The organism is Ruegeria sp. R14_0 (assembly GCF_017743975.1).
In the GTDB taxonomy this organism is placed as follows: domain Bacteria; phylum Pseudomonadota; class Alphaproteobacteria; order Rhodobacterales; family Rhodobacteraceae; genus Ruegeria.
The window spans coordinates 24,701-37,665 of record NZ_JAGHRC010000013.1; the positions used below are offsets into that span (position 1 = coordinate 24,701).

A 12,965-nucleotide genomic window follows, 5' to 3' on the forward strand; every position below is an offset into this window, starting at 1 on the left:
TAGGGCTAGTGATTGCTTTGTCTCCGCCAAGAAAGGACGGCATCTTCCGTTCCCGCAACTGGTGCCGCGTCACTCCAACGATCCCAGAAATTGACTGTCGCGCTATTGGGCTTGAAGCGCGGCTCGGACACCACAACTCGCGTCGGAAGCAAGCTCGCATCGCCGACCACCAATGCCTCACCGATGTCGAGGACCGGTAGAAGATCACCAAACCCGCCGAGGCTGTCAGGCAGCAACCGTTTGATCACGGATTGATCGTCGCCGTTGGTCAGCCGCATCGCAATGACATTGTTGCACTGGCTCAGAACGGTGCGGTTCACTTCGGATGGTCTTTGGCTGATAACCACTAGTCCAACACCGTATTTCCTGCCTTCTTTGGCGATCCTCTCGAAAATCCCGACAGAGATCTCATCGGCTGACTCTGACGATGCACGCTCCGGGATATACAGATGTGCCTCATCGCAGAACAATGCGATGGGATGACGGTTGTCTGGTGGCGTCCACTGGCTGACTGTGAATATCAGCCGAGCAATCAAGCTGACCATGAGCGGCAGGATGTCGGACGGCACTTCCGAGAAATTGATGATCTTGATCCCACCCTTGCCATCAGCTTGCGATCCGCGCCCGCCTATCAGGAAATGCGTTACCTCCGACAGCCAGGCCATATCCATACAGGCTGCTGGCGGCTGAAATATGAACCCAAGCCTGCGATCATTTCGTTTGGCTTCAAATCGCGCGATTAAGCGGCTGAGCTTGTCGAAGTATGGTCCTTGCTTATCCTTGTTGTTAGCGCCCGGAACCATTTGTTCGTTCAAGTCAGATAGTTGCTTGTGGACACTGTCGATATCGAAAGGCACGGGGCTATCGATAGTGAAATTTGCAAGAATGTCGGCGTGTTTTCCCGGATCAAGCATTGCGCGCTTCGCATCGGTGATACAGCGCGTCATGAGCATGGCTTGGTTCGGAGCGTTCTGATCGGACCGATCTACAAACAAAGCGACCAATGCCTCATAGCCGAGAAGCCAGAACGGTAGATGTAGAACACCGTCGGCCAGTCGGCGATCGTGTCCAATGTCCCCCGGCCCAGCGATGCGTAGATGCCGAAACTCGTCGCTATCGAGGGTCTGGTACTCACCATGGATATCGAACAAGATTACGTTGGCTTGTGGAAGACCGGCAATCTGGTCTAGGAGCCGCGCAGTTGTGTACGATTTGCCGCTGCCAGTGCTACCGACCACGATGGCATGACGTTGGAACAGACGGTTGCCGTTCAAGAAGGCCCGCGCGTCCTCGTCCAAAGCATAGCGACCAAGATCAAGCTGCGGGCCGTCGCCGGAAACCTGCGAAATGACCTGCATGAAGTCTGTCAGGCGCTGACCTTCCAAGGAAAAGCAATCCGCATCGATTTCGGGCACAGTCTCTAGGGTGCGCTTAAAGACGTTCTCTTTCAGCCCCTCCTTGTCTACGAGTGTTCCAATCAGAGCGACCCGAACGAGGTTGTTTTCGGGGAGCGCGGCTTCCGGATCCTCCTCAGACCCGTCTATTGCAGTTTCGTCACCTGCTTTGCGTGTGATGCGCGAAACTATCCCGATTAAGTGCTGCCCGGCTTTCGAGCTTCTGATCGCGGTCAACCGATTGACCTGAATCCGTTTGAGGCGTTCAAGTTCATCGACTCGCACCGTCACAGTGGCAGTATCGACGGCAATAATTTTGCCGAGACTTTCATCATCGTTGAAATCAAGTATGCCCAACTCTTCCTCCTAAAACCCAATCAATTCGTTCAATGCAGGCAACTCCCAATATTTGCCCCCGATAACAACAATACCGTCTGGGCTGTCACGGTTGTAAACCATCGTCCCCTCATCGTGGTTCTCGAGCGCGAGGTAGTGACGCCCGGCGTTGTTCTTGAGAAAATCCTTGGCTTCGGGCGTTAAGGTGCGCGCTGCGACAAGGATGGGAACGTCATGCACACGACAACGCGTCATCAGCTTCGGATGGATATGGCCGTCGCGGAACCCGTATCCTATGCAAATGAATGCGGTCGCGGCACTCAACACACGATCGGCGCCCTGTATCGCGCTCCGAAAGGGCTCGTCGTGCGTCCGCTGATATTTGCTTACACCTGGCGTGACGATCAACGGAACCAAACCATCGGGCAACTCGCTCGTCATCGGTAGCGACATCACACCCCCATGCGGGTCTGAAAACCAATCAAGAGACCCGTGGACTTTCCAGACTGTGACCGTCCGCGCCAAATTGGCCCCTTGTTTGAAAATCAGATTCTCCGCCCCATCGGCCCGTCGCAGATAGCCCGGAAGGAAACCCGTGTTGTGGATGTAGCCGCCTGAATCGGCTGCATACTCTGCAACGCGGTCGTAGTTTGTTGTTACGACATGGATATTGCGGTTTGTACTTCGGAATAAACCTGTGAATAGGGTGCGGAGCGGAAAAATGGTCTCGGTCTTTATAGCTGATTTGAGCAGGCTATAATCGCCCTGAGCGATGAAGTCCCAGGTACTTCGGACAATCTTGACAACCAAGGAGTCGGGTAGAGGCTTGTTTTCTAGTGCTGCTTCTAAATGATCTCCAGCGGCCAAGGCTGTTCTAACAAGTGTCCAGGCATCGACTTCCGGTCCATCGTCGGCCTGTACATTATCGCGGAGCCAAACGGCCAAATCCCCCATGCCACGAATGCCATGCGGTATCGAGGCCCCGCTGCCCAAGACTATCACTGGGCTATGCTGTGCACAGTTTTGGCACTGCTTTGCGAGTTCTTCTAGTTCCAAAGCTATTTTGCCTCACTTCTTGTACTTCGGCTTAGTTTGTCTGTGCCCGAAAACGATTTGGTCCAAAATTTCGCTCTTACGATACCCCCGGTAGCACTTCTTTGTCACAGCAAGTTTTCGCTGTCGTCGCAAGGTGGGTGCGTCGGGAATCTGGCAAGTGACATGGATCCGAAAATGCCTGCTCCAGCTATGATCCATGCATCAACATGCGCCCTCTGGCATCTTTGACGGCTGTTCACCATCCTTCCTTAGCGGCCAACGCACTTCTCCCTTTGTCTGAGTTGCATGACATGCTGGTCGCAGCTGTCGTCCCGTCCACAAAGGTTGCCGCCGATCTTTTTCCCCTGACCCTGCGGGTCATTCCTCGCGGAGCAAAAAGACCGGCACCTGCCCCTCTCCGCTACGCTTCGCCTTCGGTGTGCCCGGGCCTTGGCCAGCTGCAAGGTGACCATCATTGCAACGCAAACAAGGAGAAGAGCAATGACCACGAACTGCATCAAATTCACCAGCGCCGACATCGAGACCGCCAAGGGCACAGGCTCCATCTCGACCCTGACCTTCGACCTCGACATCACGGTCGAGCCCGTCGCGAGCACGAACCCGATGGCCCCCACGCACCGCGTCCTCGGCCGCTCCCCGCGCGGCAAGCTGGTCGAGTGCGGCGGCATCTGGAAGAAGCAGAACAAGGAGACCGGTGCCGACTACTACACGCTGACCATCCGCGACCACGGCTTCAACGCCAACCTCGGCAAGGCCGCGAACCAGGACGATCTGTCCCTGCAGGCCGTCATCCCCTGGGGCCCGAAAGACGCCGCCTAAGCCAAGGGCCAGACCGCTCCGGCGGTCTGGCTATTTCTCGTTATGAGGAATGGCAGCGGTTCGGGTCCGAAACCCGTGTCAGAAGGATGCGGCATATTTCGGACGCTGACACCGAGGCGGATAGTCTGACTGGATCGATCGCAGAAGCAGCTTTGATCGTTCTGTTGAGGGACAGAGTGGATCGCGCGAACCCGAGGGTGAGCCGAAAGTCAGCAGGGGAAAAATGGGAGCCCACTGTGCGAGGTAAGCGCACCCCTTCTCTCAGTCGAGCAACCCGCGCTTGGGTCGTGTTGGCGAGGCTGCCAGGGTGCCGAACTCACCCTTTGCCGCGAGGGTGTAAACCGCAGATCAACGTCATGCGTCCGGGGGGCGACGTCTCACGTCAGGGCCACCGTCGCGCGCCTTTCCGTCGACCTGTTGGCCTCTCAGATCGCTAGCCCGGGGTCGAGCGGCCGGCAACGCTGGGGGCAGGTTTCTGGACGGCTGCGCCTTGAGCGCTGCGGTGCACCGCTCACAACAAACCTGCCCCCGGCGTGCTCCATTTCATTCCGCCCCGTGCCGGGTGCAGCCCGCTCTCATGCCCCCGGTCTTTTCCACGATCCGTCCAACGACGATCAACGGAAAGGATCACACCATGACACTCGAACAATCCATCGACCTCGCCGAACTGCAAGCCGACATGGCCTTTGATGCCTACCTCGCCGCGTTTGATGAAGACGCCCATCCCGAGACACTCGACAGCCTCGAGACCGAGGCGCTGATCGCCCGCAGCCGCTACGACGACCTGCGCTCTCAGGGACTGGGTCACTGACCCAGACACCCCTGCGGGTCTACTGATCCGCAGGGGTTTGACACCGTCTCTCAGAAGCTTCGTGACGCCCTCGAATGGTGGGACCCGCGCTATCTCGCGCGGGCCGTTTTCGTGTTCTTCGCGCCCGATCCGTTACCGGCTCGGGCGCTCGGTTTGCCTGACATCGCGTGCTGCTCCAGCGCAAGTTTAGGCAGATTAATTCGACCAGATTGCCGCGCATCGATGAGGACGGCGGCGTTCCATGTCGCGCTGCGGAGCAGTCTTGACTGCACCCTATTGCCAGCAAAAAGACACAGCATGCAAAACGTTATATTGCGCAATGTGATGTATTGAAGTATAAGCAAAGGAGAGAAGGAAGACGTTGGCAGGATATGGCCAATGTTTGCACATTTTGTCCGAGGGGTCTGTCATGGGCGTTTCCCGCAAAGCTGAATGCTCCGCCGCACGCGAAAGCGATTGCGAGCAATCGCTGCCTCGCGCGCGTCTGCGCATGCAATCTTTTTCTGGCAGCGGGAGAACGCCCTAGTGCCGAGGCCAGCGAAAAACCTGAAGCTTGAGCAGCGCATCGAAGTCGCGCGGCGCTTTGCGGCGGGCGAAAGTGCCAAGGAGCTGGCGGCGGCGTTCGGCATCTCTGCGCGCCACGTGAACCGGCTCGCGAAAGAGGAGGCGGGCGAGGGGATCACGGTGCGCGATCCGAGCGAGACAGTGGCATTCCGGGCAAGCCGATCCGAACTGGAGGCCTTCGATGCGGAGTGGCGCGAACGGGGTTTTGCCAACCGGTCGCAGGCGTTGAATGCGGTGCTGCGCGGACGGTGCGGATTCCTCGATGTGCCCCGTGATCTGGTCGCGGAATTCTGTGCAGCGTGGCGTCAGGCGAAGGATGTGAGCGACGCCGGACTGATGCTCGCCAAGGCGGTCCATCGCGGTCGGCTGGAGGTCTCGGAGGCAGACCGCGCGGTGCTGATTGATCTCCTTGATCTGGCGCAATCCATGAGCCGTGAATTGGGCCGGATGAAAGATGCGGCGCAGGCGATGCGTCATCAGGAGTGGCCACAAAAGGAAGAAGGGCAGGGGGCGGAGAGCGCGGTTCTGGAGGACGGTTCGCCCGTGACAAACGGCGGTCTGAGGCTGGTGCGCAGTGGCTGATCCCCTCGCCCTCTACGCCTCGGTCATGGGCCGGCTCTGGGAGGATGAGCGCATCCGGGGTCAGGCCGCAGCGCGGATCGACGCGCGGCTGGCGGGGCGTCGGCAGGGGCGGAGTTTCTCGCGCGTCGGATCCATGTCGGCGCGCAACGCGCTGAAGGCTGCGTCGGGTCAGAGCCGGGCGGCGGTCTTCAAACGGATCCGGGCGGGAGGCTGCAAGACGCGCGCGTCGCTCGGAGCGCAGATCTCCTACATCAACGACAAGGCGGTCTACACCTACTCGACAATGACCAATGCGCTGACCGATGCGGCGGTGCTGTCTGAGGGGCAGAAAGAGGACATCATCGAGGATTGGGCCGGGACCTGGCGCGGCTCGACCAAGCTCGGCTTCACCTCTCACATGTTGCTCTCCTTCCCGACCGACGTGACGGTCGATCAGGTGCGCGACATCGCCATGGATTGGACGGAGCATTTTTTCGAGAGCGGCGAATACGGCGATCAGTGGGACTATGTGCTCGCGGTCCATGACGACCGGGCGCACAAACACGCCCACATCATCCTGAACAATCGCGGCCTCGAGAAAGGCACCTGGTTCTCTTGCTGGGCCGAAGGCGTGATGTCGCCGCAGCTCATGCGCGAGAAACAGGCCGAGATCGCGGAACGCTACGGCGTGATGCTTGATGCCACCACGCGGCTCGAGCGCGGCATCTTCGAGAAACCCGCCGGGATCGAAGAGATCTACCGCGCCAAGGAAGAGGCCCGCCTACCGCGCGAGATCGCCCTGACGGCCCAGGAAACCGCCATGGCGCAGGCGCAGGTGGTGGGCTTCGCCAAGGATTACAAGAACCTCGCTGACCTGCTGGACCGGATGGACCAGCGCCACATGGCCCGCGCCCTGCGCGGCATGGCGGAGGGGCTCGGTTCCGGCGCGCCGTGGAACTTCACCGAAGGAGAGATAGACATGAAGGACATCAAGACCGTCGGTGATGCGATCGACTATTCCGAGCGCACGATCGAGGCGCTCAGGCTCAAGGCCGAGGAACTGGACCCGGCCGAGTGCGCCGCATTCGAGGCCAAGGCCGCGCCGATCATCGCGGATCTCTCGCAGATGGTGCCCGACCCGGAGCTACGGGCGCGCTTCGGCAAGCAGCTTGAAGAACCCTATCCCCCGGGGGCGGGCAGCGTGGTGCTGATCGGCGCGCTGCAGTCCGGCAATGACGAGGGGTTGCGCGATGTGCTCGAGAGTGCCGAAGAGGCAGGCATGGACAGCGAGGAGCTGGTGGCCCGGATCATGGCCGGCGGCACGCGGAACTACGGTATGGCGCAGGACTGGGTTGAGCGCGACATGAATGCGGTGCTGGCCAAGGACGGTCTCAGCGTGGAGACCGCGAGTGACGACCAGCTCGATGCCGCGCTCGAAAAGGTCGACGGCGTGATGGACGCACTGATGGAGCGGGCGAAGGAACTGGGCGTCGAGATCGGCCGAACCCTCGCGGACGAAGAGGAGGCGACACTGCCCCTCATCGACGAAGACGACCGGACGCCCAATCCCTACCTGCAGGACCTGGCCGACATGCTTCGGGACGGCAAGCTCACCGAGGAACAGGAAGAGGTGGTTGAGCGGACCCTGCAATCCGAGCTCTTCAAGGAGTTGGGTGAGGAGGGTTTGGCTGCACTTCGCCGCGGCAACTACGAGGTGCTGGACGCGGCCCTTCCGAGCAAGCTCGACCAGATCACCGTCACGCAGGAATTCCTCGAGATGACGTTTGAGGAGACCGGCGACCAAGTCTTCACCGACCGCGCCGCCGGGTTGCAGCAGGACAAGGCGACGGAGGTGGCGCGGATGCGCGGCCAGCAAGAGGCGCAGGAAATGGGGCGTGAACTTGCCCGAAACAAAACACTAGATCGTGGTCTCGATGACGAGATGGAATTCTAAGGGGGAGATGACAACCATGACCAAGACACTCCCCCTTTGGGCCGCGCTCCTCTTCGGGGTGATCTGCGGCGCCGTCATCGGCACCATCGTCGCCGCCTTCTACCTGACCCTGGCCCTGAAAACCGGGTTTGGTAGTTTTGACATGCTGGCGCTCTGGAAAGCCAGCGCGGGCACCCGAGCGGCGCATCCCGAAGCGTTCAAGGTGGGGTTTGGCGCCGTAGGCTTCGGGGCGATTGGCCTCGGCGCCCTGGCGCTTGCCTGGACCTGGAAGAAGGAGCGGGACGACTATGGCTCGGCCCACTGGCAGACCAAGGCGGAGCTGAAGAAGAACGACATGCTTCAAGCGCCTGGCAAGGGCTTTGTCTGTGGCAAGCTCGGAGCCCCGACGTCCAAAGCTGAGTTCATCTCCTCGACCACCATCCCGCATGTGATGATGGTCGCGCCGACCCGGGCCGGTAAGGGGGTTGGCTTCGTGATCCCGAATCTTCTGAGCTTTGCGGGCTCGGTTGTGGTGCTGGACGTGAAGGGCGAGAACTTCGAGAAGACCGCGCGGCTCCGGGCGCTCAACGGCGACGAGGTCTATCGGTTCAGCCCGTTTGATTGGGCCAATGCCACGCATCGGTACAACCCGCTTGCGCGGATTGCCAAGGCCCCGACATTCGCGCAGCGCTTCACCGAGGTCTCGATCCTGGCAGACCTCTTCCTCGACAAGGACAACAAGACGCTCGACACCTTTTCCGAGGCCGGCAAGTCGATCTTCGTTGCGGCCTGTCTGCTGGCGATCCAACGCGGCACGCCGAACCTCGGCGAGGTGAACAAGATCGTCGCCGGGGGCGAATACAAGAACGCCCAGTACAAGACCTATGCCGACGAGGCCGAGGAAGACATCCTGCGCGAGCTCTGGACCAATGCGGCCTCAGCCTCGTCGCGGCTGCTGACCTCGAACATTCAGGCGCTGATGACGGCCGGTCTCAAGCAATGGGACAACCCGGCGGTGCGCTCGGCCACCGAGGCGAGCGACTTCGATTTCTCGACCTTCCGGAAGACCCCTCAGTCGCTTTACATCGCGGTGTCCGAGGATCACATCGCGACGCTGGCGCCGCTCTTGCGCCTGATGTTCGCCGATCTCATCGCCTCGATCCGGCTGAACGAGCCCGGCCCGGACGAGCCCTGGCCGGTCATGATGATGATCGACGAATTCCAGCAGATGGGGGCGATGCCCTATCTCGAGCGGGCGATCCATTCGCTGGCAAGCTATGGCGGCCGCGTCGCGATGATCGCGCAGTCGCTGGCTTCGCTTGATCGGATTTACGGGCCCGAGGGCCGTGAAAGTCTCGAGAACGGGGCAGGGCTGAAGCTCTACATCACCCCGCGGGACCAGCGCACGGTGAAAGAGGTCTCCGCCGCGGTCGGCAGCACCACCCGCGAGGCGGTGACCCGGATGTACGGTCGCAACAAGGGCTTCCTTGGCGCGACCTCGACCTCGGCGCGTCTGGAAGAGCGGCCGCTACTTTCCGAGACGGAAGCGCGCCTCATGGATCCCGACGAGGTCATAATCCTCGCTTCGCCCCAGCACCCTATCAAGGCTAGCCGGATCAAGTATTACGACGATCCGTTCTTCAAGGACATGCTGGCCCGCCAGGACGGCAAGCCGTTCCCCTATCCGCCGAGTGTGCAGGGCGTGGGGCCCTGGGGCGGTGACTTTGAGGTCGGCGCAGACGACCAGGCGAAACTAGCCGAACGTGCGCCTGTCCGGGATCGATCGCAGCGGCGCGAAGCGCGCGCGATGAGCGTGATGCCGATTGAGGCCGGACGCGGGCAGCCCGAGCCCGAGACGCTCGAAAGGGAAGCCGCCGTGCCGAAGGATTGGAAGGCGGCGCTCGACCGGCAGGAGGACTTCATCGAGGAATTGTTGGGAGGGTGAGTGATGACTGCTGCTCGCTGCGTAACTCTTGCATTCGTTCAACTTTTTCAGCCAGCATTGCAGTTGTTGTGGAGCTACTTACCTTGTGCCACCTGCGTTCTAGCAAAAATGCCAACTAGAATTTCACGTGCTGCGGAAGGTTTCTCGGTGAGACCTGTTTCCAGAAAATCTAAATAGCTGTTTTTCAATTGACGGCGAAGAGCGGCCTGAAACCGGGTCTGACCTTCGCTCGGTTTTTACTGTCCCATCTCGCCAGGGTATTATCCAAGACCCTCCCAATCATCGACAGAATCCGGCTCGGGCGGGCAATCTGCATCCATTAGAAACCTGCAGATGTGGTGAGCCCCAGTGACCAAGATTGACCAGATCGAGACCCTGATCCTCGACATTCCCACCATTCGCGGTCACGTGCTTTCGATGGCCACGATGCGTACGCAAACTGCGGTGCTGGTCAGGGTCAAGTTCTCGGACGGCTCCGAAGGCATCGGCGAAGGCACGACGATTGGCGGGCTGAGCTACGGACCGGAAAGCCCTGAAGGCATCCAGTCGGCGATCGAGACTTATATCGCGCCCGGCCTGCTTGGTCGCAACAGCGACGATGTGAATGGTGCAATACAGCTCATCGACAAGTTGGTGAAAGGTAACCGGATCGCCAAGACAGCTGTCGAGATAGCTCTGTGGGACGGGCTGGGCAAGCGCTTGGGCGTGCCGGTGTCGCAACTTTTTGGTGGGGCCGTTCACGAACGTCTACCGGTCGCCTGGACGCTGGCCTCCGGCAATTCCGAGACCGACATCGCCGAAGCCCAGCAGATGATCGAAACCCGCCGCCACAACGTCTTCAAACTGAAGATCGGCAAGCGAGCGGTCCGTGATGACGTGGCCCATGTCGCCCGCATCAAAGAGGCGGTTGGTGATGCAGCCAGCGTGCGCGTTGACATCAACACGGCTTGGTCGTTGCAGGATGCACGTTGGGGTCTGAGGGGGCTGCAAGAGGCGGGCTGCGAACTTGTCGAGCAACCTGTCCCCGCGCGTTATCGCCGGGCAATGGCAGAACTGACGCGTAGCTACGAAATCGCCGTGATGGCTGATGAGGCGCTTAACGGGCCTGAGGATGCTCTCGAAGTGGTAACGGCACAAGCTGCGGACGTCTTCGCCGTAAAGATCGGGCAATCCGGCGGGCTCAAGCGCGCCTCAGAAGTCATAGCCATTGGGCAGGCTGCGGGCCTTGGCCTTTACGGTGGCACCATGCTCGAAACCGGCCTGAGCACCGTTGCGGCATTGCAGTTGTTCTCTACCGTTGATGACTTGGCGTGGGGCACCGAGCTGTTCGGCCCGCTGCTGCTGACCGAGGACATTCTCGCAAATCCGATCGTCTACAGAGATTTCTGCGTCGAAATTCCACACGGCCCGGGCATTGGCGCGACGCTCGACCCCGACAAGATCGATTTCTTCCGCCGAGATGGTCGGCGGAGCATGAAAGCCGTCGCGGGTGAATAGTCCCGCGACACGAACAACAAACCAGCCGATGCATCCATGCTGAGGCAGTCTGGAGGAGGATCACAGATGTTCACCCAATCCAATCTCGACGCATTCGAAGCACGGCTCGACGGCGCCATTCAGGACGACCCGGAAAATGGCGTGTTCCGCTGCCGCCGAGATATTTTCACCGACGAAGAGCTGTTCGAGCTTGAGATCAAGCACATCTTCGAAGGCAACTGGATTTACATGGCGCATGAAAGCCAGATCCCGAACCCGGGCGACTACTTTACTCTGACCATGGGCCGCACGCCTGTCGTCATCACCCGCGATAAAGACGGCGAGCTGCACGCGCTGGTCAACGCCTGTTCGCACCGTGGTGCGCAGCTCTGCCGCTTCAAGCGCCGCAACCAGAAAACCTTCACCTGTCCGTTCCACGGCTGGACATTCTCCAACACTGGCAAGCTCCTGAAGGTCAAGGATCCCAAGGGTGCAGGTTATCCTGAGCAGTTCAACAAGGACGGCTCCCATGACCTGACTAAAGTTGCCCGCTTCGAAAACTACCGTGGCTTCCTGTTCGGCTCCCTCAATGCCGATGTGAAGCCGCTGGAGGAGTACCTCGGCGAAGCACGCAAGATGGTCGACATGATCGTCGATCAGGCTGACGAAGGTCTCGAGGTGCTGCGCGGTTCGTCCACCTACACCTATGACGGCAACTGGAAGCTGCAGGCCGAAAACGGCGCTGACGGTTACCACGTCTCGGCCGTGCACTGGAACTACGTGGCCACGACGGCGCACCGTACCGATGACGGCAAAGAAGACAACATCAAGGCAACCGACGCGTCCAAATGGGCGAAGCAGCGCGGTGGCTTCCACGCCTACGAGAATGGTCACATCCTGCTCTGGACGGAATGGGCCGACCCGACCAACCGCCCCGGCTATCCGCGTCTGGAGGAATGGACGGAGAAGTACGGCAAGACCAAGGCCGAATGGATGGTGGGAGTGCTGCGCAACCTCTGCCTCTATCCAAACGTCTTCCTGATGGACCAGTTCTCCAGCCAGATCCGCGTCTTCCGGCCCGTCTCGGTCGACAAGACCGAGGTCACGATCTACTGCATCGCGCCGAAGGGCGAGAGCCAGGAAGCACGCACCCGACGCATCCGCCAGTACGAGGACTTCTTCAATGCCTCTGGCATGGCGACGCCGGATGATACCGAAGAATTCCGGGCCACACAGCGCGGCTATGCCGGTGCGGCACACGCCAAGTGGAACGACCTGACCCGCGGAGCAACCCAATGGATCGAAGGTCCCGATGAAGACGCCAAGGCCCTTGGCATCAACCCGGTTATGTCCGGTGCGCGCACTGAGGACGAAGGGCTCTTCGTCATCCAGCACAGCAACTGGTCCGAGCGGATGGGAGACGCCATCGCCAAGGAACGCGAAACCGCGCCTCAGGCGTCGGTCGCAGCCGAGTGAGGAGGAAAGAACATGACAACTGCGACTCTTGAACGCCCTGCAACCGATGTGATGAGCTTCGAAGACATCCAGGCCTTTCTCTTCGCGGAGGCCCGCGCTCTGGACGATCGCGACTGGGACACCTGGCTGACATTCTACCACAAGGACTGTCCGTTCTGGATGCCCGCATGGGATGACTTCGACACGCTGACGGAGGATCCGCAGAACGAGATGTCCTTGATGTACTACCCCAACAAGCAGGGCATCGAGGACCGCGTATTCCGGATCAAGACCGACCGGTCGTCGGCGACCTCGCTGCCGGAGCCGCGCACGAACCACTATCTGTCGGGTATCGAAGTGCTGAGCCGCGAAGGTAGCGAAATCAAGCTGCGCTTCAACTGGCAAACGCTGAGCTACCGCTACGCCGAGACCGATACCCACTGGGGCACGTCGTTCTACTCGATCGACACCAGCGGGCCGAAGCCGCTGATCACCGATAAGAAGGTCGTCCTGAAGAACGATCACATCCACCACGTGATCGACGTCTATCACACCTGATCCCCGTTACTCCGGGAGCCTGAAGACCTCCGCGCATCTACGTCTGGGTGCGCGGAT

At 60.2% G+C, this 12,965-nt stretch carries 10 protein-coding genes; 8 read left to right on the forward strand and 2 right to left on the reverse strand.

The annotated features are described in order from the left end of the window. Window positions 1–5 precede the first annotated feature (5 nt). Entirely contained in the window at window positions 6–1,751 is a 1,746-nt protein-coding gene (locus J7416_RS21970; RefSeq protein WP_084353831.1) for an ATP-binding protein, read from the reverse strand. Window positions 1,752–1,760: 9 nt separating this feature from the next. After that, window positions 1,761–2,684 (reverse strand): SIR2 family protein, encoded by a 924-nt coding sequence (locus J7416_RS21975; protein WP_152460852.1) that lies wholly within the window; start codon window positions 2,682–2,684, stop codon window positions 1,761–1,763. Between the two features lie 582 nt (window positions 2,685–3,266). On the opposite strand from J7416_RS21975, the gene J7416_RS21980 reads away from it, so the two are divergent. The 8 genes from J7416_RS21980 to benB all read left to right on the forward strand — a co-directional run bounded on the left by J7416_RS21980 (window position 3,267) and on the right by benB (window position 12,908). Next, the gene (locus J7416_RS21980; protein WP_037207756.1) at window positions 3,267–3,605 is read left to right on the forward strand and encodes a DUF736 family protein; all 339 of its coding nucleotides are present in this window, start codon (window positions 3,267–3,269) and stop codon (window positions 3,603–3,605) included. Between the two features lie 577 nt (window positions 3,606–4,182). Next, window positions 4,183–4,416 (forward strand): hypothetical protein, encoded by a 234-nt coding sequence (locus J7416_RS21985; protein WP_008335615.1) that lies wholly within the window; start codon window positions 4,183–4,185, stop codon window positions 4,414–4,416. Window positions 4,417–4,941: 525 nt separating this feature from the next. Beyond that, entirely contained in the window at window positions 4,942–5,562 is a 621-nt protein-coding gene (locus J7416_RS21990; RefSeq protein WP_180888404.1) for a helix-turn-helix domain-containing protein, read from the forward strand. Next, window positions 5,555–7,495 (forward strand): relaxase/mobilization nuclease domain-containing protein, encoded by a 1,941-nt coding sequence (locus tag J7416_RS21995; protein ID WP_180888390.1) that lies wholly within the window; start codon window positions 5,555–5,557, stop codon window positions 7,493–7,495. Before J7416_RS21990 ends, J7416_RS21995 begins: the two co-directional genes overlap by 8 nt. A 16-nt stretch (window positions 7,496–7,511) precedes the next feature. Then, on the forward strand, window positions 7,512–9,419 hold the full coding sequence (locus tag J7416_RS22000; protein ID WP_084353827.1) for a type IV secretory system conjugative DNA transfer family protein: 1,908 nt from the start codon (window positions 7,512–7,514) through the stop codon (window positions 9,417–9,419). Between the two features lie 348 nt (window positions 9,420–9,767). Beyond that, a complete protein-coding gene (locus J7416_RS22005; protein WP_040179366.1) occupies window positions 9,768–10,916 on the forward strand; it encodes a muconate/chloromuconate family cycloisomerase in 1,149 nt (382 codons plus the stop codon). Window positions 10,917–10,982: 66 nt separating this feature from the next. Continuing rightward, window positions 10,983–12,371, forward strand: a complete 1,389-nt coding sequence (benA, locus tag J7416_RS22010; RefSeq protein WP_040179364.1) for a benzoate 1,2-dioxygenase large subunit — start codon at window positions 10,983–10,985, stop codon at window positions 12,369–12,371. Window positions 12,372–12,383: 12 nt separating this feature from the next. Then, the gene (benB, locus tag J7416_RS22015) at window positions 12,384–12,908 is read left to right on the forward strand and encodes a benzoate 1,2-dioxygenase small subunit (RefSeq protein WP_040179363.1); all 525 of its coding nucleotides are present in this window, start codon (window positions 12,384–12,386) and stop codon (window positions 12,906–12,908) included. Window positions 12,909–12,965: the final 57 nt, after the last annotated feature.

Bases quoted from the DNA above. Each gene is read 5' to 3' on its own strand.
- J7416_RS21985 (WP_008335615.1), top strand. From the start codon at position 4,183: ATGCCCCCGGTCTTTTCCACGATCCGTCCAACGACGATCAACGGAAAG.
- J7416_RS22000 (WP_084353827.1), top strand. From the start codon at position 7,512: ATGACCAAGACACTCCCCCTTTGGGCCGCGCTCCTCTTCGGGGTGATC.
- J7416_RS21980 (WP_037207756.1), top strand. From the start codon at position 3,267: ATGACCACGAACTGCATCAAATTCACCAGCGCCGACATCGAGACCGCC.
- benA (WP_040179364.1), top strand. From the start codon at position 10,983: ATGTTCACCCAATCCAATCTCGACGCATTCGAAGCACGGCTCGACGGC.
- benB (WP_040179363.1), top strand. From the start codon at position 12,384: ATGACAACTGCGACTCTTGAACGCCCTGCAACCGATGTGATGAGCTTC.
- J7416_RS21975 (WP_152460852.1), bottom strand. From the start codon at position 2,684: ATGGGGGATTTGGCCGTTTGGCTCCGCGATAATGTACAGGCCGACGAT.